Here is a 22021-nt window from a genome sequence, read left to right on the forward strand (position 1 = left end):
GCCCCCGCACCGCCCGCACCCGACCAGGAGGTCCAGCAATGCCCCGCACACCCCGCGCCCCGCGTCTCGGTCCCGCCCGCATCGCCTCGGTCCTCGTGGCCGCCACGGCTGCCTCCGTGCTCCTCGCCGGCTGCGGCACCTCGAGCTCGTCGTCGGACGCCGTCACGAGCACGAAGCTCACCGGCGAGCTCCCCGCCGCCGTCACGCAGAAGGGCTCGATCACGGTCGCCGGCGACGCGTCGTACCCGCCCATCGGCTACTACGAGGCGGACGGCACGACGCTGACCGGTGTCGACTACGCCCTCGCCGACGCGCTCGGCAAGGAGCTCGGCATCCAGGTCAAGGAGGTCAACGCCTCGTTCGACTCGATCATCCCCGGCCTCGCCGGCGGCAAGTACGACGTCGGGATGTCCTGGATCAACGACACCGACGAGCGGCGGAAGGTCGTCGACTTCGTCGACTACAGCAAGGACGGCGCGTCGATCTTCGGGTTGACCAGCACGAAGGACAAGCCCACGACGACCGCCGAGCTGTGCGGCCACTCCGTCGCGGTGCAGAAGGGCACCTCGGAGCAGACCGACGCCCAGACGGCCGCGAAGCAGTGCACCGCGCAGGGCAAGGGATCGGTGTCCGTGCAAGTGTTCCCGGACCAGAGCGCCGCCAACCTGGCCGTGAAGTCCGGCCGCGCCGACGTCTCCATCGCCGACACCCCCGTCGCCGCCTGGCAGGTCCGGAAGAGCAAGGGCGCGTTCGAGCTCGCGGGCGAGCCCTACGGCGCGGTCTACCACGGGATCGCGGTCAAGAAGGGCAGCGGTCTCGCGAAGCCGCTCGCGAAGGCGTTCCAGAAGATCATGGACGACGGGACGTACGCCCGCATCCTGAAGAAGTGGGGCATGAGCGAGGCTGCGATCGACGCCCCGCTCGTGAACGGCCAGCCGCTCTCCTAGGGCCGGCGGACGAGAGGACACCATGGCGACCACCACGCCCACACGCACCAGCGCGCAGCGCCCACCCATTGCCCGACGCCGTCACTACGGCCGGTGGACGGCGGCCGTGATCCTGCTGTTCGTCGCCGCCGTCGTGGCGCACTCGCTCGTCACCAACCCCCGCTACGAGTGGGGCGTCGCGTTCACGTGGTTCCACTCGCCGCGGATCCTGCTGGGACTCCTGCGGACCCTCGAACTGACCGCCGTGTCCATGCTCATCGGGGTCGTGCTCGGGGGCGTGGTGGGCGTCATGCGCATGTCGAGCAACCCCGTCGTGGCGGCGGTGGCGTGGTTCTACGTCTGGTTGTTCCGCGGCACGCCCGTGTTCGTCCAGCTGCTGTTCTGGGGCTCGATCTCGGCGCTGTACCCGGTGATCACGGTCGGCATCCCGTTCGGCCCCGCGTTCGCCCACTTCTCGGCGAACGACGTCGTCACGCCGTTCATCGCCGCGATCCTCGGGCTCGGCCTCAACGAGGGCGCGTACATGGCCGAGATCGTCCGCGCCGGACTCCGGTCGGTCGACCCCGGGCAGCGCGAGGCGGCGGCAGCGCTCGGCATGAACCCCAGCCGGGCCCTCGTCCGGATCATCATGCCGCAGGCCATGCCGGTGCTCATCCCGCCCACCGCGAACGAGCTCATCGGGCTGCTCAAGTCCTCGTCGATGGTGTCCGTCCTGGCGTTCCCCGAGCTCCTCTACTCGGCGCAGCTCATCTACTCGGACAACTACCAGACCATCCCGCTGCTCCTCACCGCGTCGATCTGGTACCTCGTCGTGACGTCCGTCCTCAGCGTCGGGCAGTACTTCCTCGAGCGGCACTACGGCCGTTCGTTCAGCGCCCGCGTCAGCCGCCGGGCGGTCCTCGCACCGAAGGGCGGGTCAGCCGTATGACCGACACCATGACCCCGCGGGCGACCGCGACCGCTCCCATGGTCGAGATCCGGGGCCTGAGCAAGCGGTTCGGGCACGACGAGGTCCTCCGGTCCGTCGACCTCGAGGTGGACACCGGCAGCGTCTGCTGCCTGCTCGGCCGGTCGGGCTCGGGCAAGTCCACCCTGCTGCGGTGCATCAACCAGCTCGAGACGTTCGAGGACGGCGAGGTGTTCGTCGGCGGCGAGCGCATCGGCTACCGCGAGCGCGGCGGCAAGCTCCACCCGCTCGGGCACCGCGACCTCGCTCGGCAGCGGCGTGCCATCGGCATGGTGTTCCAGCGCTTCAACCTCTTCGGTCACATGACCGCGCTCGAGAACGTCGTGGAGGCCCAGGTCGGCGTGCTCGGACGGTCCGCCGCCGACGCCGCCGAGCGCGGACGCGCCCTGCTCGACCGGGTCGGCCTGGCCGCCCGCGCCGACCACTACCCGCGGCAACTGTCCGGTGGCCAGCAGCAGCGCGTCGCGATCGCCCGCGCGCTCGCGATGGAACCCTCGGTGATGCTCTTCGACGAGCCGACGTCGGCACTCGACCCGGAGCTCGTCGGCGAGGTGCTGTCGGTCATGCAGGACCTCGCGGCCGACGGGATGACGATGATCGTCGTCACGCACGAGATCGGATTCGCCCGCGAGGTCGCCGACTCGGTCGTGTTCCTCGACGGTGGCCGCATCGTCGAGCAGGGTTCCCCGTCCGAGGTGCTCGTCGCGCCCGCTCACGAGTCGACCCGGACGTTCCTGGCGCGCGTGCTCCGCGAGGACGCCGCGTGAACGTCCTCGTCCTCGTCAAGGACATCGACGCACCCGGCGGGACGGCGATGAGCGGGGTGGACCCCTTCGCGGTCGCCGCTGCGGTCGCCCTCGCCGGCCCCACCCCCGTCACCGCGGTGACCCTCGGACCCGACCGGTCCGTCGCGTCCCTGCGCGAAGCGCTCGCGCTCGGCGCCCGGCGCGCGGTGCACGTCCTCGATCCGCATGGCGCCTGCGACCTCGCGACCGCCGCGCACCGGCTGGCCGCCGTCATCACGCGGATCCGCCCCGACGTCGTCCTGCTCGGTCGCGAGGCCACCGACACCCGCAGCGGCGTCCTCGCCGCCATGCTCGCCGGGGTCCTGGGATGGCCGTTGCTCGCGGCCGCGGACCGCATCAGCGCCACCGGCAGCACACGTCCGGGAGGCCCGACCCCCGCACGGACGGCGCTCACGGCCCGTCAGCGCACCGACACCGCGACGCACCTCGTGTCGGCGCCCCTGCCCGCGGTCGTCAGCGTGGCCGAGTACGGCGCGGAGGTCGGCCCGCTCGAAGCCGCGGATCTCCGGCGCGCCACGACGACGCCCGTGGAGCGGTGGCACGCGGACGACCTCGGCGTCGGGCCCACGGTGCCCGCGTGGCACGAGGTCGAGCGCGTCCCCCGCCCGGTCGTGCGCCGTGCCGGTCGGCGGGTCGCCGGTCACGACGAGGCGGCCGTCCTCGCGCTGTTCGCCTCGCTCGGCCTCGCCCCCGCGGTCGCCGCGGTCCCCGCATGAGCACGGTCGTCGTCCTCGAGACCGGGGAGGCCGGCGTCCCCGAGGGCACGCTCGGCGCGCTCGCGCTCGCCGTCGAGCTCGGGGACGTGCTCGCGGTCGTCTCGCACGCCGGCCCCGACGTGCTCGCGACACTCGCCGCCGCCGGGGTCGCCGAGGTCGCCGCGCTCACGGCCGACCCGTCCGGGCCACCAGCCGATGCGGCGCAGGTCGCCGCCACGCTCGCGCAGCTGCTCGGCCCGGACCCCGACGACGCCCGCACACCTGCCGACGGCCGGACACCTGCCGATGAACCGACACGTGCCGACGCCGGCAGGCACGCCGACGTCGTCGTGGCCGCGCCGACCCCCTGGGGTCGCGAGGTCCAGGGGCGTCTCGCCGTCCGCCTCGGGGCTCCCCTGGTGACCGGCGTCGAGCAGGTCCGTCGCACGGACGGCCGGGTCGTCGTCGTGGTCGACGCCGGTGACGGCACCACGGCCGTCCGGTCGACCGCCGGGCGTCCGGTGCTCCTGCTGACCGCGCCGGGCCTCCCGGTCGATGCCGACCCGGCGCACGACGGGGCAGACGGTGGCGGCGGCGGACGGGCCGGTCGTGACGTCCCGACCGACGGGCTCCGTGCGGTCGCTGCACCGATCGTGCGCCGGCTCCCCGCGGCACCGACCGCGGTGCCCGCCGTGGGCGTCGCGTCCGTCGTCGACGAGGACGCCGTCGGCGCCCCGCTCGCGCGTGCCCGCGTCGTCGTCGCCGCGGGCCGGGGGCTCGGATCCGCCGCGCAGGCGGACGCCCTGCGCCGGTGGACGGAGTCGGTCGGCGCCGTCTTCGGTTCCGCGCGCGGACCGGTCGAGGCGGGCTGGGTGCCCTTCGACCGGCTCATCGGGCAGACCGGCACGACGATCAGCCCGGACGTCTACGTGACGTTCGGGGTCTCCGGCGCGCCCCAGCACCTGGCGGGCGTGCGGGACGCGGGCACGATCGTCGCCGTGAACAGCGACCCCGACGCCCCGATCATGCGCGGCGCCGACGTCGCGGTGGTCGGGGACGCGGTCGCCGTGCTCCGGCTGCTCAGCGGCGCGTGATCCGCCGGCGGTGCGCCGGGCATGACCGGTCAGGGCACGAGCACGATCTTGCCGCGCGCGTGACCCTGCTCGAGCTCCGCGTAGGCGTCCTGCACCGCGTCGAGCGGGTACGTGGCGACGATCGGCACCGTGATCGTGCCGTCGGCGGCCTGGCCCGCGAGTTCGGCGAGGACCTCCTGGGACGCGGCGTCGACGCTCCCGTCGGTCTTCGCCCCGACCTCGGCCGCGGCCTCGTACGCGATGATCGTCTCGATGCGCGCCGCGGGGACCCCGAGCGCGATGCCCAGCCGCACGTACTCCGGCCCGTGCGTGTCGATGAGCGCGTCGATCCCGTTCGTGGCCGCCTGCCGCACCCGGTCCTCCAGCCCGTCCCCGTACGCCACCGGACGCGCGCCGACCGAGCGGAGCCACTCGTGGTTCGCCTCGGACGCAACGGCGATGACGTCGACGCCCTTCGCCACGAGGAGCTGCGTCACGATGCCGCCGACGCCACCCGCCGCGGACGAGACGACGACGGTCTCGCCCGGGCGGGGGTCGACGGCCCGCACGGCGGCGTACGCGGTCGTCGCGGCGACGTCGAGCGCGCCCGCGATCTCCCACGACAGGCGCCGCGGCTTGGCGACGAGCTGCCCCTCGGGGACGCTGACGAACTCGGCCTGGCTCGACCGCTCCCACGACCACCCGAGGACCTCGTCCCCGACGGTCCACTGCGTGACGTCCTCGCCGATCGCCGCGACCACGCCCGCCAGGTCGGTGCCCTGTCCGGACGGGAACGTCGCCGGGAACTGCTCCGCCATCGCGCCCTGCCGGATCGCTGCCTCGCCGGGGTTCGTGCCCGCGGCGCGCACGCGAACGAGGACGCGGTCACCCGTGACCTCGGGCACCGGGACCTCGTCGACCCGGAGGACCGAGCGGTCGCCGTACGCGTCGAAGCGCACCGCCCGCATGGTCGTGGGCAGGTCGGCGTCGCGGGCGGTGGTGGGGGTGTGGTTGTCTGGCGTGGAGTCGGTCACGCGGGGGACGCTACCCCGCGCCCCCTCACCGCTGCTCCGCTTCTCCGCGAGATCGCAGTCGTTGCCGTTCTGGGTGATGCCAGAACGACAACAGCTGCGATCTCGCAAGTGTCGCGGGTGCGGGTGCGGGGGGTCAGCGCCCGAGCGTCACCGCCCCGCTGACGTGCAGGTAGTCGAACGTGCTCGTGAACCCGGAGGCCCCGAGCGAGATGAGCCCGATCCGCGGGTGCGCCCCGAGATCGGCCGTCCACGTGCCGCCCTTGACGAAGTGGCGCCCGTCGACGCTCGTGTACGCGGTGTAGGCGCTCTTCCCCTCGACCGTGTGGTGCACGATCCGGAGCGTCGTCCAGTCGCCGACCGGACCGACCACCATGTTCCCGTAGTTCGGGGCGCCCGCCGGCTGCGGGGTGACCTCCTTGCCGAACTCGGTCTGCCGGGTGTCGTAGATCGAGTTGGACACGAGGCGGATGTAGTTGCCGTCGTCCCCGTACACGATGAGACCGCCCTGCGCGTAGTTCACGCCATCGCCGGTCGCGGGCGTGTCCACCGACACCTTCGTCTCGAGCACGTAGTCACCGGCCGGCGCGGGCTCCGTGAGCACCGAGGCGAGCGGCGTCGCCGGCGGGTGCAGGTCCGCGGCCTGCGTCTGCCAGCGGAACGCACCGCCGCTCACCGAGTACGTCGACGGGTCCGGCTGCCGCGTCCACGCGAGCGACGACGGGAGGCTCGTCCCGGCGAAGTCGGTCGAGGCCGCCCGGACGGGACGGCCGGGCACGGTGACCGGTGCGAGGGTCGGCCGGTAGGTGGGCCGCTCCCCCGGCTGCGCCACGGGCCCGGGCTCACGCTGATCGGACGGTCCGGCACCCCCGCGGACGGTCGGCCAGCCGTTCACCCAGTCGAGCGGGTCGATGAGCGCCGGTCGCTTCGTGTACGTCGGCTGGCCCGCGTAGTACGGGTCGTTCTGGTCGACCGCGTGGTAGATGATCCAGTCCTGCCCGGCGAAGTCCGTGACGACCGTGTTGTGCCCGGTGCCCACCCAGCGGTTGCCGTTCTGCGCGAGGAGGGGCGTGCCTCCAACCCGGGTGCTGAGGATCGAGACGCCGTCCTGGTCGAGGAACGGGCCGAGCGGACTGCGGGACCGCGCGACGAACACGCCGTACCCGGTGAGGGCACCGTTGCAGCAGTTCGTGGCGGAGCCCATGAAGTACCACCAGCCGTCGTGCTGGGTGATGTAGGTGCCCTCGTACCGGTTGTCGATCGCGATCGGCTGTTCGGTGGCGGGCAGTGACCGGAGGCCGTCAGCCGTGAGCTGCCGGACGTTGACGCCGCCGTAGTAACTGCCGAAGTACAGGTACGTCGCGCCGTTGGCGGTGATCACCTCGGGGTCGAACTCCCAGCGCTTCCCCTGACCGTTCGCGGCCTCCTGCGGGGCGACCACCGGGCCTCCTGAATCGGTCCACGGTCCGGTCGGGCTCGTGCTCGTCGCGACGCCGACGGCCGACCCGCCGCCGGTTGCCGCGGTCGCGGTCGGCGTGTCCGACGCGGCGTAGTACATGAAGTACGTGCCGGGACGCCCGTGGGCGCCCGCGCGGTACACGACATCGGGGGCCCAGATCCCGTTCGCCGCACCGACCCAGGCCGGCTTCGTCGTGAACGCGTCACCGACGTACGTCCAGTGCGTCAGGTCCGTGGAGCGGTAGGTCGGGATGGTGTGCTGTACGAGCGAGCCATCTGCGTTCGTCTCGGTCGCCGTGAGCGCGTCCGACGTGCAGTACAGGTACCAGTTCCGGTCACGCCCGGCGCCGTGGATGGCGGTCGGGTCGGCGCAGCTCGCGGCCGTCTGGCCGTCCGGGAGGCGCAGGGCCATCGGGTTCTGGTAGCTCGCGGGCGTCGTCGGGCCGCGATGCGAGGGGACGGCGGCGGTCCGCGGTGGGGCCGCGGCCGGTGCCGCCATGGCCGGGAGGGACAGGGCCGGGGCCCCGATGAGCGTTGCGGCCGCGATCACGGTCGCCAGGATTCGGCGCACGGTTGCTTCTCTCTCGTCGTTGAGGAGTGGTGGCGTTCACGCTACCCACGACCCCGCTCGCCGTCCACCGTCTCGGCGCGAGACGTTGGACGCAGGACTTGCACGGAAACCGCATGGTGTCCACCCCTGTTCGCGGGCCAGGATCGCCCCTATTGTTTGAGCATCACTCGCACGAATGCGGCGTCAGCTGACGACAGGGCGTCAGCGCCGCATCGGCCAGGGACCCGAGGAACGACATGAGCCGATACGAGATGCAACCCGGTGTGGCACCCGCCCAGATCCGCTTCTTCCGCAAGGCGGCGGCCGTTCCGCCGCGACGGCCCACCGGTACGACCGAGGACACCGTCCGGTACGAGGACTTCTTCCGCAACGGATCCCCGATGCGGCGGCGGAACGCGGCCTGAGAGCGCGCATCGGCGGGGCCGGGACGGTCACGTCGCGCGGAGCGGGACGGTCACTCGGCGGGGAGCGACAGCTTCGATCCGCTCGGACCACGACCGGTGGGCCGACGCGGTGGTGCGACCTCCGGCAGCGGCGGCAGGGCCTCGGCGCGGCGTCGGGCGAGCTCCATGCGGCCGAGTCCGGTCACCGCGGCGATGAACGTCGAGGACTGGAGCAGCCCGAGACCGAGCGGTGTGAACAAGGAGAAGGCGAACCGCCCCTCGAGACCAACGGCGGCCACGCCGAGCCACACGAGTGCCCATGCGGCCGGGAGCCACAGTGTGCGGGCAGCGCTCAGGACGAGCCCGTCGCGCGCACGCTCAGCGGCGGCGATCACCAGGTCGCGGTCCTCCGGGGCCATCGCCGGTGGCCGCGGGGCGAACTGTCGGGCGATACGTTCCTGGCGGCGCCAGTTGCCCGATGGGATGAACGCCCAGAGCGGTGGCGACGCGAGCGACAGGCGGTGGAACGCGGCGGCGCCCGAACCGAACGCGGCCGCGATGAGCACCAGGCCGACGACCACCAGCGGGGCCGGCGTCGTCGCCCAGTGCCAGACGATCTCGGTCAGCGAGGCTGCCGTCCCGACCGCCGTGGCCACGTTGCCGGCGATGATCGTGCGCCGTCGGCGGACCTCGACGCTCACGAGCTCGGGGTACCTCGCGCGGACGATCACCCACCCGGTGCGGAACGGAGCGTCGGCCATGCACACGATCCTGGCCTGTTCACTGACGTGACGTGCGGGCCGCATGGGCGAGACCGGTATGACCGGTTGTACTCACCCCATGAAGACCGCGATCTCGGTTCCGGACAGCGAGTTCGAACACTTCGAGCGCGTTGCAGCGCTACTTGATGACGCATGTCGCGGCGGGCATCCGGCTCGTCCTGGGCATCTGACCGCGACGACGACCCTGCGAGCGGATGGGCTGCCCGACGCTCAGCGCACTGGAGGCCCCCACCCGACCGCATCGAGCACCTCGGTGGCGACCCTCCCGGGGTCGTCGCCGTCGACCGACACCACGTGATCGTGGACGTCAGCACCGTCGAGGACCGCGTCGAGCTCCTCCGCGCGGTCGAGGTGCCAGTCGCGCTCCGCTCCGGGCGCGTGCCGCACGAGCAGTCGCCGTCGGAGTTCGCCGGCCGTCACCACCAGCCGACAGGTGACGATCGTCTCGGCGACGGCCTCCTCGAGCGCGCTCCGGTCCTCCACGGTCTCCGCGACGCCCGCGAGCACGAGCCGCTCGGCACCGGCGTCCCACGCGTTCCGCGCCACCGCCGCGAGGTTCCGCGCGAGGAGCGCTCCGTTGAACCGGTCGTCGGGCGGTGCGGGCCACACGCGACGGAGGGCGTCGAGATCCACCACCGCATGCGGCAGACCCCGCTCGCGGAGCAGTGCGCCGATCGCGTCGGCCGTGGTCGTCTTGCCCGCGCCGACCGTGCCGTTGAGCAGCAGGACCCGCGGAGGGACCCGTCGCGCGGTCGAGCCCGGGGCGGTCATGGCGGCAGCTTACGGACGGGCGCGTCACCGCAGGAGCAGGATCGACCCGTGCAGAGATCGTTGAGCAGCTACGCGGCCATCGGTGACAGTTTCGCCGAGGGGATGGGTGACGAACGGCCGGACGGCACTCCTCGCGGGTGGGCGGACCTCGTCGCCCAGGGGATCGCGGCGGCGGCGGCTGGCCCGGTCACGTACGCCAACCTCGCCATCCGCGGCCGGCTGCTCGCACCCCTGCTCGACGAGCAGCTCGAGCCGGCCATCGCACTCCGTCCCGACCTGCTGAGCATCAGCGGCGGGAACAACGACCTCATCCGCGCCCGCGTCTCGGTTGCTGCGGTCACCGCCCGGCTCGAGGCCGCGATCGACCGTGCGGTGGCCTCCGGCACCGAGGTCGTGTTCGTCACGGTGGCGAACATGACGCGGAACCTGCCGGCCGGGCGCCTCGTCGAGGGGCGCGGCAACCAGTTCGCGAGCGCGATCCGGCAGTGGGCCAGCAAGGACCACGTGACCGTGGTGGACAACTGGTCGGACGAGGAACTGATGGAGCCGCGCTACTGGTCACCGGACAAACTGCACCTCAACGCCCTCGGGCACCGGCGGGTGGCGGGCAACGTGCTGGCCGCACTGGAGGTTCCCCTCCCGCCGTTCCCGGAGGAGCTCCCACCGGAGGTGGTCCGGCAGTCGCGCGCCGCCTACTGGCGCGAACACGTGCTGCCCTGGATCGGCCGCCGTCTCACCGGCCGCTCGTCGGGCGACGGCCGGGAGCCCAAGCGGGCGACCCTCCAGCCGGTGGACCTCCCCTGGAGCTCCCGCACGCCGTGACGGAGCACGGCTGCGCCGGGCGGTCGCTCCAGATCGCACTCGTCGCCGTTGTGGAGGCGCCCAGAACGGCAACGAGTGCGATCTCGCGGAAGGGGAGGCCTGCGCCAGCGGCCACGCACCGCGTACGTTCGGACTGGTTCCGGCCCTCCCGGTCGGACGGACCGCGGGCCGCCCGCGCAGGAGGAACACACCATGAACGTCGTCGTCACTGGTTCCCGGGGCAAGGTCGGACGCCCCACCGTCCAGGCGTTCGTCGACGCGGGGCACGAGGTGCTCGGCGTCGACCTCGTCCGCCCGGTGTTCGACGCCGGGGTCGTCGTCCCCGGACGGTACGTGCAGGCCGACCTCACCGACGCGGGCTCCGCGTACGCCGTGGTCGCCGGTGCGGACGTCGTCGTGCACGTCGCCGCGATCCCGCAGCCCACCGGCAACCCGCCGCACGTGGTGTTCCAGACGAACCTGATGTCGACGTTCAACCTGATCGAGGCCGCGGTGCAGTTCGGCGTCCGCCGGTTCGTCAACGTGTCGAGCGAGAGCATCGTCGGGAACTTCTTCCCGGAACGACCGTTCCTGCCCGACTACCTGCCGGTCGACGAGGACCACCCGCAGTACCCGCAGGACCCGTACGCGCTGTCGAAGGCGTTCGGCGAGCAGCTCATGGACGCCGCGGTGCGTCGTTCCGACATCCGTGCGATCTCGATCCGGCCGAGCACCGTCCACAACGAGGACAACTACGAGTCGAACCTCGGTCCGCAGGTGCGCGAGCCGTCCCGGACGAGCGCGAACTTCGGCAGCTACATCGACGCCGAGGACCTGGCCGACGCCCTGGTGCTCGCGGCCGAGTCCGACCTGCCCGGGCACGAGGTGTTCTACATCGCTGCGGCCGACAACGCCGGGGGGCACGACTTCGCCGCCGTCGTGCGCGAGCACCACGGCGACGCGATCGAGCTCCGCGAACTCGACCGCGTCGACGCGTCGGGGATCTCGATCGAGAAGGCGCGGCGGCTCCTCGGTTGGAGCCCGAAGCGCTCGTGGCGCGACCACCTCGACGAGCAGGGGCACGCGCGAGCAATGCCGACGTCGCGACCCTGACCTCCCTCAGCGGTTCCGTCTGAGCGGAGACGGCACCGCGCGCGCTGCGGCAGGGCCGCGTGCTCGTCCGCGGTCACACCGCGCGCTTCCGGTGGAACACCCGGAGCGCGCGGTGCGAACGGACGAGAGCGGTTCGATCCCGCCGTGGTCAGCGGGAGGCCGCGAACTCCGCCAACTCCTCCAGGTTCGCGACCTCGCACGTGCGGCGGCCCTCCTCGATGTCGTGGATCATCGCGACGATCCGGTCGAACACCGGCCCCTGGATGTCCTTGTGCACCTCGTCGACCTCGGTCTTGCGCTTGCGCACCATGAGGTCGCGGTAGATGCCGCTGCGGGCCTTGGCGCTCTTGCGGTTGAACGCGGCGAGCCGGTCGAGCGACCCGTCGAGGTCGTCGGGCACGAAGCCGTCGAACGACTCGACGGGGACGGGAGCCTGGTCGATGGCCTCCTGCGCCACGGCCGTCATGAGCGCCCGGTACGGCGGCAGCGACAGGGAGTCCGCGATCGTCAGGTCGGACACCGCGCCGGCCCAGAGCATCGCGCCGTAGGCCTCCTTGCCCCACAGGTAACCGAGCACGTTCTCGGTCGGCAGTGCGTACGGCAGGCTGTCCGCGAGCAGGCCGACCCGTGGCGTGATCGGTCCGCCGCCGATCTCGCCGATCCGGAACGTCGCGACGTTGCCCTGCAGGATGCGGCCCGGGCCGAGGTAGTCGGCACCGAAGTTGACGAAGCTCGACACGACCCGGTCCGCGCCGACGGCGGCCTGCAGGGTGTCGGCGGTCAGGCCGTTCTGCACCGTCAGGACGAACCCGTCGGAGGCGAGCCGTCCCTCCAGGAGCGCCGCGGCGGACGCCGTGTGCAGGCTCTTCACCGCGACGATCGCGTGCTCGATCGTGTCGGGCAGGTCGTCGGGCGTGACGGCCGGAACGTGCGCGGTGAACTCCTCGACCGGCCCCTCGATGTGCAGGCCGTCGTCGTTGATCGCGGCGACGTGTGCCGCATCCGCGTCGCAGAGCAGGACGTCGTGTCCGGCGCGGTGCATCCGAGCCCCGATGGTGCCGCCGATCGCGCCGGCGCCGATGATGGTGACCTTCATGCTGCTGTCCTCTCCTGCCACTGCGTGACGACTCCGCCGAGCACGGTGAGCGGCACCGCGCCGTTCCCGAGCACCGTGTCGTGGAACCCGATCAGGTCGAACCGGTCCCCGAGCGCACCCTGCGCGGCTGCCCGGAGCCGGAGGATCTCGCGGCGTCCGATCATGTAGGCCAGGGCCTGCCCGGGCCAGGCGATGTAGCGGTCGACCTCGCTGCGGACGTGCTCCTCGGTGGCGGCGGTGTTCGCGAGCATGAACTGCACGGCCTGCTCCCGGGACCACCCGAGGTGGTGGATGCCCGTGTCGACGACGAGTCGGCAGGCCCGGAGCGCGCGCATCGAGAGCATCCCGAGGCGGGCGACGTCGTCCGAGTACAGCCCGAGTTCGTCGGCGAGCTCCTCGGAGTACAGGCCCCATCCCTCGTTGAAGCTGCACGCCTCGACGTCGAGGTACCGGCGGTAGCGGGGCACGTCGAGCTGCTGCGCCATCGCGAGCTGCATGTGATGGCCGGGCACCGACTCGTGGAACGTCAGGGCCTCGTACTCGTACCGGTAGCGCTGCTCGGGCTCGTCGGCGAGCAGGCAGAAGGCGCCGGGGCGGCTGCCGTCGACCGCCGGGGGCCGGTAGTAGCCGAGGGCGCTGCTGCCCGCGTCGATCGGGTTGATCGGCTCGAGGGTGCACGCGGTGATGTCGTACGTGGGGAAGGCCGCGGGGCGCGCGGCCTCCGCCCGGTCGAGCGCGGCCTGCGCGTACCCCATGATCTCGTCCGTGGTCCGGAACCGCAGCGCCGGGTCCGTGCGCAGTCGCGCGGCGATCTCGACCGGCTCGGTGAGCCCGAGCGCGCGCTGTCCGATCGTCGCCCACTGTTCCCCGAGCAGCTCGAGTTCGTCGAGGCCGATCCGGTGGATCTCGTCCGGCGTCAGGGCGGTCGTCGTGTGCCGGGCGACCGCTGCGGCGTAGCCCTCGGCCCCGCCGGGGATCGTCGAGATCCCGACGCGGTCGTCCGGCCGCGCGAGCGGATGCAGCTCGACCCGGAGCCGTTCGGCGAGCGCCGACATCGCGGGGCGCACCCGCTCGTCGACGAGTGCCCGGGCGGCGTCGAACCACGGCGTCCCGCGCACGGCGGTGAGCAGGGCGTCGTCGTCGAGCGGGAGCGCGAGGTAGCCCTCGAGCTGCTCGATCGAGTGGCGCACGCCCATGGCGGTGGGCACGCGCCCGCGCGACGCCTCGAGCAGGTACCGGTCGGCGAGCGCGGCGAAGGTCCCGCCGAGGCCGCCGATCCGGGCCAGGTACCGGTCCGCAGCGGCCTGGTCGGCGACGGTCATCGCGGGGACGGCCTGGAACACGAGGCCCTGCCGACTGACGTACCCCTTGGCGCTCGCGTTCGCCGCCCACAGGCTGTGCTCGGCGTCCTGCTGCGCACCACGGACGAGTGCGGTGAGCACGCCGTGGTCGACCCGGCCCGCGTCGTCGAGCCGGTCGACCGGGAGGCCCGCGGCGGCCTCCGCGATCGCCGCCAGGTCCGCGGCGGCACGCTCGCTCGCGTCCTCGCTCGGGTCACCGGGCAGGTGGTCGAACTCCGCGATGCCGAGGAGGGTCGCGTTGTAGGGGTCGTAGGTGTGCTCGGTGGCGAAGTACCGTTCGCCGAGGTCGGCGAGCTGCGCGTGGACGTCGGTGTCCGGTGGGGTGGTGGTCATGCTGTCCTCTCGGGAACGGGTGGCTCAGAAGAGCTGATGTCCGCCGTCGATGGACAGCGTCTGGCCGCTGACCCATCCGGCGTCGGGTGCGACGAAGAACGCGACCCCGCGGGCGATGTCCTCGGGGGTGCCGGTGCGGCGGACCGCGATCCGCTCGACGAGGGCGCGCTGCCCGTCGGGGCCGTAGGAGTCCCACTGCGCCTGGGTCGTCGGGTTCGACAGGACGAACCCGGGCGCGATGCAGTTGACGGTGATGCCGTGCGGGCCGAGCTCGTGCGCCATCTGTCGGGTGAACCCGATCTGCGCGGCCTTCGACGTCGTGTACGCCTGGATGCCGGTGAGGCTCACGCTGCGGCCGGCACCGGACGACACGATGACGATCCGCCCGTAGCCGGCGGGCTTCATGAGGCGGGCGGCGGCGCGGGTGCAGTTGCGGGCGGTCAGGACGTTCGCCGCCCAGACGGCGTCCCAGGCGGCGTCGGTGAGGTCCTCGATGGGTGTGTGGGTCTGGCCCACGACGCCGCCCGCGACGTTGACGAGCACGTCGCAGCGGTCGAGCGCGGCGAACCAGGCGTCGACCGCGGCGCTGTCGGCGAGGTCGAGGTCGTCGCGGTCGAGCCGGTGGACGACGGCGCCGGCGGCCTCGAGGTCGTCAGCCGTGCGCCGTCCGATGCCCTGCGCGGTCCCGGTGACCACGGCCACCTGGCCGGCGAGCGGTCCCGTGGCCGACGGCACGGGCTCCGGCGCCGGGGCGGGCGTGCCGTCCGGCCTCCGCGCGGCGGTACGCGCCGAGGCGGCCAGGGGCCACTGTCCGGTCGTGGTGGACAACTCGTCGCTCATCGTTCCTCCTCGAGTTCGATGGCGCCGAGGTTGCCGGCGCCGACGGCCCGGGGGCCGGTCGTCGGCTCCCCTCGGTGTGCGCGGGAGATCCGGACCGAGTCCTCCCACTCCTTCATGCGTGCGAGGCCGCGGCGACCGCTCGCGCGGAGCACGCCCTCGACGAGCGCCTCGATGAGCACGAGCAGCGGTGCCATCGAGTCGAACGGGATCCCGTCCACCGTGACCGGCAGCACGACGTCGGCGCTCTCGGCCGCCGGGGACAGCGTGGTGTCGGTGATGACGACGACCGTGGCGCCCTGCTCCTTCGCGGCGGCGGCGGCCTCCTGCGCGGCGAGTTCGTGGCGTCGGAAGTCGATGACGACGACGACCGCACCCCGGCGCAGCCGCAGGAAGCGCCCGACGTCGTGCCCGAGCGGCTCGGCGAGGAACGCGACGTCGGGCAGGATCTGGTCGAGCTGCGCGGCGAACACCATGCCGAAGTAGCGGCTGAAGTACCCCCCGATGACGGCCACGTGCTTCGGCCGCTCCCCGAGCACGGCGACGGCGCGGTCGAACTCGCTCGGCGGCACGCACGTCCGGAGCGCCTCGATGAGCCCGACCCGCTCGGCGATGGCCCGGGCGAAGGTCCCGCTGCCGCCGTCGTGGGCGATGCCCTCCTGGGTGCGCTGGACGGGGCTGCCCATGTGGTGGGCGACCTCGTCGCGGAGCTTCGCCTGGAACGCGGGGTACGTGCCGAACCCGAGCCGCGCGACGAGCCGGAGCACCGTCGGCGTGCTCGTGCCGGCGGAGCGCGCGAGGCTCGCCGCGCTGTCGAGTCCCGCACTCGGCCACGCGGCGAGCAGGGTGCGCGCCACCTTCTTCTCGGCGGGGCTGAGTTCGTCCATCCGGGCGAAGATCTCGTCGTTGATCGGCATGTCCCTCCTGGTGTGTCCGGTCCCGGGCCGACGGCCTCAGGTGCGGAGCACGAGCCGATCGCCGTCGTGGAACGCCGCGAACATCGTCGGCGAGTTGTGCGCCACGACGACCCGGCCGTCCGCGTCGACGGACACGAGGCCGCCGCTGGCGTGGCGCGCGGTGAGTTCCTCGTCGATCGTGGCACGGACCGCGTCGGGCAGGCTGGCCCCGCCGTAGCGCATGCGGGCGACGATGTCGTGGGACACGACTCCGCGGATGAACGCCTCACCCTCGCCGGTGCAGGACACCGCGGCCTGGCCGTTCCGCGCGTAGGTGCCGGCGCCGATGACGGGCGAGTCGCCGACGCGGCCGTCCTCCTGTGCCGACATGCCTCCGGTCGAGGTCGCCGCGGCGACCGTGCCCGAGGTGTCCCGGGCGACCGCACCGACCGTGCCGTGCCGCGGTGCGACGAGCCGGTCGGCGAGGATCCGGGCGAGCTGCTGCTGGCGCGCCTCGGTGATGAAGTACTCCTGCGCGGCCGTCTCGAGCCCCCAGCCGGCGACGAGGTCCTCGGAGGGGTCGACGATGAACAGGTGCGCGGACCGCTCCATGACGGCGCGGGCGAGCAGCACCGGATTCCGTGCGTGCCGGGAGGCCGCGACCGCGCCCGCCAGGCCGGTCGCGCCGTCCATGACGGACGCGTCGAGCTGTGCCTCGCCCTCGGCGGTGAGCGCTGCCCCGCGTCCGGCGTTGAACAGGGGATCGTCCTCGAGCTGCTCGACGGCCGCACACACGGCGTCGAGCGCGGGACCACCGGCGCCCAGGACCGCCGACCCGGCCGCGTACGCGGCCGCGAGCCCGGCCTCGAACCGCTGCCGGTCCTCGTCGGCGAGTTCCGCGATCCGACCGCCCGCGCCGCCGTGCAGGGCGAGGGACCAGCCGCGCGTCGGCGCGATGTCCCAGATCCGGGTGCCCTGCGGGCGCGCGATGGCCTCCTCGTCGCGACGGCCCGCCTGCTCGGCTGCAGCCCCGGTCATCGGCCGCCCGCCTGCCGGGTGATGTAGTTGACGGCGACGAAGCGCGTGAACACCGACAGCAGGTCGCCGCCGCTGATCGCGATGGTGCGCTCGGACACCCGGTCGACGCCGCCGACCCAGGTGGCGACGTCCGCCATGTCGGACGTCAGCACGTCGAGCTCCAGCGTCGTGTCGGCCGGGAGGTCCGGGGCGCGCATGCCGCCCGCGGTCACCTTCGCGACGGCCGCGGTCGCGGCAGCCCGGATCCGTGCGCACGACACGGCGGGGTGCAGGGCGTCGGCGCTCGCGCGGGTGATCGACGTCTTCGTGACGACGTGCTCGGCGTCGGGAGCGAACGGCTCCGTCTCGGTCCAGGTGACCTCGTCGCCGGTGACGAGCGCGATCGGGACGTCGTGGTGCGCCGCGACGAGGGCGTTGATGCCGCTCTCGCCGACCCAGGCGCCGTTCACCCGGGCCCCGGTGAACACCTCGGGGTTGTACGTGTGGGACAGCGTGGACGGCGCGCCGGAGATGCTGCCGTGGTAGCCGACGAGGAACGCCGCGTCGACCGAGGCATCGAGCCCCTGCACCATGTACATCGGCTTGTGGCGGCCCGTGATCATCCGGACCACCTCGGGCTGCGCGATCGCCCGCGGGTCGAGGTTCGCCATGCGGCTGTGCGAGTCGTTGAGGAGCACCTCGGTGGCGCCGCCGGCGACCGCGCCCTCGATCGCGGCGTTCACCTCGGCCAGCAGCAGGTCGCATCCCAGGGCGTACCCGGGCGCGCCGGGACGGCACTGGTCCCAGTCGACGATGCCGGCGACGCCCTCCATGTCGTACGAGATCCAGATCTTCATGCGGGCCTTCCTTCATGGGGCGCGGTCGGCTGGTGGGGCTCGGCCGGGTGGTGCGGTGCGGTGTGGTGCTGGGTGGGGTGGGCCGGGGTGGCGGTCTGGGGGCGGTCGACGGGATCGCCCTCGACGAGCGCGTCGGGATCGAGCAGGACCTCGGGTTCCGTGAGTGCGGGGTCGTCGAGTTCGATCGCCGGTTCGCGGAGCGGGTCGACGTCGCCGAGCTCGGCCGACCGGATGCAGGCGGCGACGTGCGCGGCGGACGTTCCGTCGCCTCCCGGCAGGCCGCCGGCGGACGTCGGACGTGCGCCGATGACGACCGGCACCGGCTCGAGCGCGGGGTCGACGGTGCGGCAGGCGTCGACCGCGTACGGGCAGCGGGGGTGGAACCGGCAGCCGCTCGGGACGTCGAACGGGCTGGGCGGGTCGCCCTGCAGCGCGAGGCGGCTCATGGCGTCCTCGGTGCCCATGCGCGGGATCGAGTCGATGAGCGCCCGCGTGTACGGGTGCCGGGGGTTCCGGAACAGCTCGGCGGTGTCGGCGACCTCGACGATGCGGCCGAGGTACATGACCGCGACGCGCTGGCTCAGGTGCTGCACGACCGCGAGGTTGTGGGCGACGAACAGGATGCTCAGGCCGAGCTCGCGCTGGAGGCGGGCGAACAGTTCGAGGATCGTCGCCTGCACCGACACGTCGAGCGCTGACACCGGCTCGTCGGCGATGAGCACGTCCGGCCGCACGGCGATGGCGCGGGCGATCGCGATGCGCTGCCGCTGGCCGCCCGAGAACTGGCTCGGGTAGGCGTCGAGCGCGTCCTCGTCCAGGCCGACGAGCCCGAGGACCCGGATGCTCTCGGCCCGCACCTCGTTCCGCGGCACGATGCGGTGCAGGAGCAGGAGCTCGCGGAGCATCGAGCCGACGCTCATCCGGGGGTTGAGCGACGAGTACGGGTCCTGGAACACCATCTGGATGCGGCGTGAGGCCTCGCGGTCGCGGTGGACCGGCAGCGCGGCACCGTCGGCGTCGACCCGACCCGTCGTCGCGGTGACGCTGCCGACGAGGATCTTGGCGAGCGTCGACTTGCCCGATCCGGACTCGCCGACGAGCGCGAGGACCTCGCCGCGCCGGAGGTCGAGGTCGATGCCGTCGAGGGCCTTGAGCGCCGGACGCTCGGTGCGTCGGACGCGGTCGACGACGGTCACGGGCAGGGCGTACCGCTTCGTGACGCCCGTGGCGCTGAGGACGGCGCCGGTGTCGGGCACCGTGGGTGCGATCGTGGTCATGCGGGGACTCCCTCGAACACCTCGTGCGTGCGGATGCAGGCGGCGGTGCGGCCGGGCCCGACGTCCTCCTGCGGCGGCATGGCGGTCGTGCACGCCTCGACGACGAACGGGCAGCGCGGCGCGAACGGGCAGCCGGACGGCCGGGCGGCCAGGTTCGGCGGGAACCCGGGGATCGGCACGAGTGCTCGGTCGGGGTCGTCGAAGTCCGGCGCCGAGTCGAGCAGACCCTTCGTGTACGGGTGCCGCGGGTCGGCGAACACGGCCTTGACCGGGCCCGTCTCCACCCGGTGGCCGGCGTACATCACCGCGACCCGGCTGCACGTCTGGTTGACGACGGCGAGGTCGTGCGTGACGAACGCGAGCGCGGCACCCGTGGCGTCGCAGAGCTCCTCGAGCAGCTGGAGCACCTGGTGCTGGACCGTCACGTCGAGCGCGGTGGTCGGCTCGTCGCAGAGCACGAGCTTCGGTGAGCACGACAGCGCCATCGCGATCATGACGCGCTGCCGGAGCCCGCCCGACAGCTCGTGCGGGTAGGCCGCGGCGCGGCGCTCGGGATCCGGGATGCCCGTCCGGCGCATCATCTCGACGGCCAGGTCGTGGGCTGCGGCGCGCGAGAGCCCGAGGTACCGACGCGGCCCCTCGGCGATCTGGTCGCCCACGCGGAGCACCGGGTTGAGCGCGGTCATCGGCTCCTGGAACACCATGGCGATCTCGGGGCCCATGAGGCGGCGGCGTTCCTTCGCGCCGAGGCCCGCGAGGTCCCGCCCGCGGTAGCGGATCGCACCCGAGAGGACCGTGACGCCCTTCGGCAGCAGCCCCGCGATCGCCCGGAGCGTCAGGGACTTGCCCGAGCCGGACTCGCCGACGATCCCGAACCGCTCGCCCTCGGCGATGCTGAACCCCAGGTCCTCGACGATCCGGACGTCGGGGCGCCCCCGGCGTCGGATACCGATGGTGAGGCCCTCGACCTCGAGCAGCGGTGCGGTCGTCGTGGTGCTCGCGTTCGTCGCCGCGGTCGTGGCCGTCGTCGGCATGTCGTGTCGTCCCTCCATGTCAGCGCCTCCGGTCCGGGCTGAGCAGGTCGCTGATGCCGTCGCCGAGCCAGGACAGGCCGAGGCTCGTGACGACCACGACGAGCCCGGGGATCGTCGTCTGCTGCCACTGGGTCGTGATGAACTCCTGGCCGTCGACGATCATCGAGCCCCACTCGGCGGTCGGCGGTTCGATGCCGAGGCCGAGGTACCCGAGCGTGACGATCGCCATGATGTCCATGACGATGTCGCTCATCGCGTAGATGATCGCCTGCGTCATGACGTTCGGGGCGATGTGCCGGACGAGCAGCCGCACGTGGGACATGCCCCCGAGTCGGGCCGCGACGACGTAGTCCTGCTGCTTGGCCACCAGGACCTCGCCGCGGACGATCTTGGCGTAGGACACCCACGACACGGCGGCGATCGCCAGGTAGATGCTCGCCTCGCCCGCCCCGAGGACGAACACCAGCACGATGACCATGACGTAGAAGGGGAACGCGAAGAACACGTCGACGATGCGCATGAGGATCGTGTCGACGATGCCGCCCACGTACCCGGCGATCGCGCCGACGACGCTGCCGACGACGAACGGGATGAGCACCGCGAGGAACCCGACCCGCAGGTCGACCCGCGCGCCCCAGATGAGGCGGGACAGGACGTCGCGGCCGTACTTGTCGGTCCCGAGCCAGTGCGCCGAACTCGGTGACTCGAGCGCCGCCTCCAGGTGCTGCTTGACGGGGTCGTAGGGCGCGATGACGGGCGCGGCGACCGCCACCACCACGAGCAGCCCGACGATGACGATGCCCGCCATGAGCGAGCCGTTCCGGTACCAGGCCTTGAGCGAGCGTGTCCGGGAGGCGCGGCGCCGGTTCTTGAAGCCGACCAACGTCGCCGTGGGGGTGGTCATGCGGCGTTCCCTCCGGCCAGGTCGACCCGCGGGTCGAGCATCGTGTAGACGACGTCGGTCAGGATCCCGACCACGACGACGAAGATGGCGACGAAGAGCGTGACGCCCTGGATCGTCGGGAAGTCACGGGCGAAGATCGCGTTCACCATGAGCGACCCGAGGCCGGGGAGCGCGAACACCTTCTCGATGACGAGCGATCCGCCGACGAGGTACCCGAGGTTGACGCCGATGATCGACACCGTCGGGATCGCCGCGTTGCGGATCACGTGGTCGCGGAAGAGCGGGACCCCGTACGCGCCCTTCGACTTGGCGGTGCCGACGTACTCCGACTCGAGCACGCCGATCATCGACGAGCGGAGGCTCCGGATGATCGTCGGCGACATCGCGATCGCGAGCGTCAGCGCGGGGAGGAACAGGGAGTACAGGTGACCGCCGGCGCCGTTGCCGTAGCCACCGACCGGGAACGCCTTGACGTCGACCGCGAGCAGCAGGATGAGCATGATGCCGACCCAGAACTGCGGCATGCCCTGCCCGAGCAGGGTGACCGCGCGGGCGGCGAGGTCACGGCCGCCGTTGGGCCGCGAGGCCGCCAACGACGCGAGCGGGATGCTGATCGCGAGCGCCATGAGGAGTGCGAGGCCGAGCAGCGAGAGCGTCACGGGCACGGCCTGCATGACGAGCTGCGTGACGGGGAGCTGGTAGGTGAGGCTCGTGCCGAGGTTCCCGTGCAGGATCTGCCCGAGGAACAGGAAGTACTGCTTCCACAGCGGCTGGTCGAGGCCGAGCTGCTGGGTCAGGGCGGCGACGCTCGCCTTCGTCGCGCGCTCGCCGAGGAGCGCGAGTGCGGCGTTCCCGGGCAGGAGGTGCGACAGGAAGAAGACGATGATCGTCACGCCGAACGCGACCGGGATCGCCTGGATGAGGCGTCCGGGGATGAAGCGCAGGCGGTGGAGCATGGGGTGCCTTCCGCAGGGGGCGGGTGTGGATCTGTCTCTTATACACATCTCCGAG

Annotated in this window: 22 protein-coding genes; 8 read left to right on the top strand and 14 right to left on the bottom strand. The window is 72.7% G+C overall.

Translation table 11 applies throughout. From position 1 onward, the window contains the following. Positions 1-38: 38 nt before the first annotated feature. From DEI82_RS15520 to DEI82_RS15540, 5 genes are read left to right on the top strand one after another with little or no spacing between them, the layout of a single operon-like run. A complete protein-coding gene (locus tag DEI82_RS15520) occupies positions 39-947 on the top strand; it encodes an ABC transporter substrate-binding protein (RefSeq protein ID WP_111012914.1) in 909 nt (302 codons plus the stop codon). Positions 948-969: 22 nt separating this feature from the next. Then, complete coding sequence (locus tag DEI82_RS15525; protein WP_111037538.1) at positions 970-1875, top strand: amino acid ABC transporter permease; 906 nt, start codon at positions 970-972, stop codon at positions 1873-1875. Continuing rightward, positions 1872-2681, top strand: a complete 810-nt coding sequence (locus tag DEI82_RS15530) for an amino acid ABC transporter ATP-binding protein (protein ID WP_309146655.1) — start codon at positions 1872-1874, stop codon at positions 2679-2681. Before DEI82_RS15525 ends, DEI82_RS15530 begins: the two co-directional genes overlap by 4 nt. Next, positions 2678-3436 carry a hypothetical protein gene (locus tag DEI82_RS15535; protein ID WP_111037539.1) on the top strand — a complete coding sequence of 253 codons (759 nt, stop codon included), beginning with the start codon at positions 2678-2680 and terminating at the stop codon, positions 3434-3436. Before DEI82_RS15530 ends, DEI82_RS15535 begins: the two co-directional genes overlap by 4 nt. Then, positions 3433-4509, top strand: a complete 1077-nt coding sequence (locus DEI82_RS15540) for an electron transfer flavoprotein subunit alpha/FixB family protein (RefSeq protein WP_111012911.1) — start codon at positions 3433-3435, stop codon at positions 4507-4509. The genes DEI82_RS15535 and DEI82_RS15540 overlap by 4 nt, the downstream gene beginning before the upstream one ends. Before the next feature lie 29 nt (positions 4510-4538). Here the strand turns inward: DEI82_RS15540 and DEI82_RS15545 are convergent, their stop codons facing one another. Both DEI82_RS15545 and DEI82_RS15550 read right to left on the bottom strand, forming a co-directional pair. After that, positions 4539-5522, bottom strand: coding sequence for an NADP-dependent oxidoreductase (locus DEI82_RS15545; RefSeq protein ID WP_258372109.1), 984 nt, complete (start codon positions 5520-5522; stop codon positions 4539-4541). Positions 5523-5655: 133 nt separating this feature from the next. Continuing rightward, on the bottom strand, positions 5656-7548 hold the full coding sequence (locus DEI82_RS15550) for a family 43 glycosylhydrolase (protein ID WP_111037540.1): 1893 nt from the start codon (positions 7546-7548) through the stop codon (positions 5656-5658). 236 nt (positions 7549-7784) lie between these two features. Between DEI82_RS15550 and DEI82_RS16330 the strand changes: the two genes are divergently transcribed. Then, the gene (locus DEI82_RS16330) at positions 7785-7952 is read left to right on the top strand and encodes a hypothetical protein (RefSeq protein WP_181435254.1); all 168 of its coding nucleotides are present in this window, start codon (positions 7785-7787) and stop codon (positions 7950-7952) included. A gap of 50 nt (positions 7953-8002) precedes the next feature. Here DEI82_RS16330 and DEI82_RS15555 read toward each other — a convergent pair whose 3' ends face one another. After that, positions 8003-8692, bottom strand: coding sequence for a hypothetical protein (locus tag DEI82_RS15555; RefSeq protein WP_111037541.1), 690 nt, complete (start codon positions 8690-8692; stop codon positions 8003-8005). Positions 8693-8923: 231 nt separating this feature from the next. Then, a complete protein-coding gene (locus DEI82_RS15560; RefSeq protein ID WP_258372110.1) occupies positions 8924-9484 on the bottom strand; it encodes a hypothetical protein in 561 nt (186 codons plus the stop codon). 48 nt (positions 9485-9532) lie between these two features. On the opposite strand from DEI82_RS15560, the gene DEI82_RS15565 reads away from it, so the two are divergent. Continuing rightward, positions 9533-10306 (top strand): SGNH/GDSL hydrolase family protein, encoded by a 774-nt coding sequence (locus tag DEI82_RS15565; protein WP_258372111.1) that lies wholly within the window; start codon positions 9533-9535, stop codon positions 10304-10306. Positions 10307-10498: 192 nt separating this feature from the next. After that, positions 10499-11398 carry an NAD(P)-dependent oxidoreductase gene (locus DEI82_RS15570; RefSeq protein ID WP_111037544.1) on the top strand — a complete coding sequence of 300 codons (900 nt, stop codon included), beginning with the start codon at positions 10499-10501 and terminating at the stop codon, positions 11396-11398. A gap of 148 nt (positions 11399-11546) precedes the next feature. Here the strand turns inward: DEI82_RS15570 and DEI82_RS15575 are convergent, their stop codons facing one another. Genes DEI82_RS15575 through DEI82_RS15620 form a run of 10 tightly spaced genes read right to left on the bottom strand, consistent with a single transcriptional unit; the run spans position 11547 to position 21966 of the window. Beyond that, complete coding sequence (locus tag DEI82_RS15575; RefSeq protein ID WP_111012905.1) at positions 11547-12494, bottom strand: ketopantoate reductase family protein; 948 nt, start codon at positions 12492-12494, stop codon at positions 11547-11549. Then, positions 12491-14188, bottom strand: a complete 1698-nt coding sequence (locus tag DEI82_RS15580; RefSeq protein ID WP_111037545.1) for a DUF885 family protein — start codon at positions 14186-14188, stop codon at positions 12491-12493. The genes DEI82_RS15575 and DEI82_RS15580 overlap by 4 nt, the downstream gene beginning before the upstream one ends. 24 nt (positions 14189-14212) lie before the next feature. Then, a complete protein-coding gene (locus tag DEI82_RS15585) occupies positions 14213-15028 on the bottom strand; it encodes an SDR family NAD(P)-dependent oxidoreductase (RefSeq protein WP_111027854.1) in 816 nt (271 codons plus the stop codon). Continuing rightward, the gene (locus DEI82_RS15590; RefSeq protein WP_111011638.1) at positions 15025-15942 is read right to left on the bottom strand and encodes a MurR/RpiR family transcriptional regulator; all 918 of its coding nucleotides are present in this window, start codon (positions 15940-15942) and stop codon (positions 15025-15027) included. Before DEI82_RS15590 ends, DEI82_RS15585 begins: the two co-directional genes overlap by 4 nt. A 36-nt stretch (positions 15943-15978) precedes the next feature. Continuing rightward, positions 15979-16959: an isoaspartyl peptidase/L-asparaginase family protein gene (locus tag DEI82_RS15595; RefSeq protein WP_111037546.1), complete on the bottom strand. Its 981-nt coding sequence runs from the start codon at positions 16957-16959 to the stop codon at positions 15979-15981. Next, the gene (locus DEI82_RS15600) at positions 16956-17795 is read right to left on the bottom strand and encodes a M55 family metallopeptidase (protein ID WP_111027856.1); all 840 of its coding nucleotides are present in this window, start codon (positions 17793-17795) and stop codon (positions 16956-16958) included. The genes DEI82_RS15595 and DEI82_RS15600 overlap by 4 nt, the downstream gene beginning before the upstream one ends. Then, entirely contained in the window at positions 17792-19072 is a 1281-nt protein-coding gene (locus DEI82_RS15605; protein WP_111037547.1) for an ABC transporter ATP-binding protein, read from the bottom strand. The genes DEI82_RS15600 and DEI82_RS15605 overlap by 4 nt, the downstream gene beginning before the upstream one ends. Next, entirely contained in the window at positions 19069-20124 is a 1056-nt protein-coding gene (locus tag DEI82_RS15610) for an ABC transporter ATP-binding protein (RefSeq protein ID WP_111014195.1), read from the bottom strand. The genes DEI82_RS15605 and DEI82_RS15610 overlap by 4 nt, the downstream gene beginning before the upstream one ends. Position 20125: 1 nt before the next feature. Next, positions 20126-21010, bottom strand: coding sequence for an ABC transporter permease (locus DEI82_RS15615; RefSeq protein ID WP_111011507.1), 885 nt, complete (start codon positions 21008-21010; stop codon positions 20126-20128). Further along, the gene (locus DEI82_RS15620; RefSeq protein ID WP_111027858.1) at positions 21007-21966 is read right to left on the bottom strand and encodes an ABC transporter permease; all 960 of its coding nucleotides are present in this window, start codon (positions 21964-21966) and stop codon (positions 21007-21009) included. Before DEI82_RS15620 ends, DEI82_RS15615 begins: the two co-directional genes overlap by 4 nt. Positions 21967-22021 lie beyond the last annotated feature (55 nt).

Source organism: Curtobacterium sp. MCBD17_019 (genome assembly GCF_003234555.1).
Lineage (GTDB): Bacteria > Actinomycetota > Actinomycetes > Actinomycetales > Microbacteriaceae > Curtobacterium.

Coding starts and splice junctions, on each gene's coding strand:
- DEI82_RS15560 (WP_258372110.1), bottom strand. CDS start 9,484: ATGACCGCCCCGGGCTCGACCGCGCGACGGGTCCCTCCGCGGGTCCTG.
- DEI82_RS15615 (WP_111011507.1), bottom strand. CDS start 21,010: ATGACCACCCCCACGGCGACGTTGGTCGGCTTCAAGAACCGGCGCCGC.
- DEI82_RS15555 (WP_111037541.1), bottom strand. CDS start 8,692: ATGGCCGACGCTCCGTTCCGCACCGGGTGGGTGATCGTCCGCGCGAGG.
- DEI82_RS15570 (WP_111037544.1), top strand. CDS start 10,499: ATGAACGTCGTCGTCACTGGTTCCCGGGGCAAGGTCGGACGCCCCACC.
- DEI82_RS15530 (WP_309146655.1), top strand. CDS start 1,872: ATGACCGACACCATGACCCCGCGGGCGACCGCGACCGCTCCCATGGTC.
- DEI82_RS15585 (WP_111027854.1), bottom strand. CDS start 15,028: ATGAGCGACGAGTTGTCCACCACGACCGGACAGTGGCCCCTGGCCGCC.
- DEI82_RS15605 (WP_111037547.1), bottom strand. CDS start 19,072: ATGACCACGATCGCACCCACGGTGCCCGACACCGGCGCCGTCCTCAGC.
- DEI82_RS15600 (WP_111027856.1), bottom strand. CDS start 17,795: ATGAAGATCTGGATCTCGTACGACATGGAGGGCGTCGCCGGCATCGTC.
- DEI82_RS15575 (WP_111012905.1), bottom strand. CDS start 12,494: ATGAAGGTCACCATCATCGGCGCCGGCGCGATCGGCGGCACCATCGGG.
- DEI82_RS15595 (WP_111037546.1), bottom strand. CDS start 16,959: ATGACCGGGGCTGCAGCCGAGCAGGCGGGCCGTCGCGACGAGGAGGCC.
- DEI82_RS15580 (WP_111037545.1), bottom strand. CDS start 14,188: ATGACCACCACCCCACCGGACACCGACGTCCACGCGCAGCTCGCCGAC.
- DEI82_RS15540 (WP_111012911.1), top strand. CDS start 3,433: ATGAGCACGGTCGTCGTCCTCGAGACCGGGGAGGCCGGCGTCCCCGAG.
- DEI82_RS15610 (WP_111014195.1), bottom strand. CDS start 20,124: ATGGAGGGACGACACGACATGCCGACGACGGCCACGACCGCGGCGACG.
- DEI82_RS15520 (WP_111012914.1), top strand. CDS start 39: ATGCCCCGCACACCCCGCGCCCCGCGTCTCGGTCCCGCCCGCATCGCC.
- DEI82_RS15525 (WP_111037538.1), top strand. CDS start 970: ATGGCGACCACCACGCCCACACGCACCAGCGCGCAGCGCCCACCCATT.
- DEI82_RS16330 (WP_181435254.1), top strand. CDS start 7,785: ATGAGCCGATACGAGATGCAACCCGGTGTGGCACCCGCCCAGATCCGC.
- DEI82_RS15620 (WP_111027858.1), bottom strand. CDS start 21,966: ATGCTCCACCGCCTGCGCTTCATCCCCGGACGCCTCATCCAGGCGATC.
- DEI82_RS15590 (WP_111011638.1), bottom strand. CDS start 15,942: ATGCCGATCAACGACGAGATCTTCGCCCGGATGGACGAACTCAGCCCC.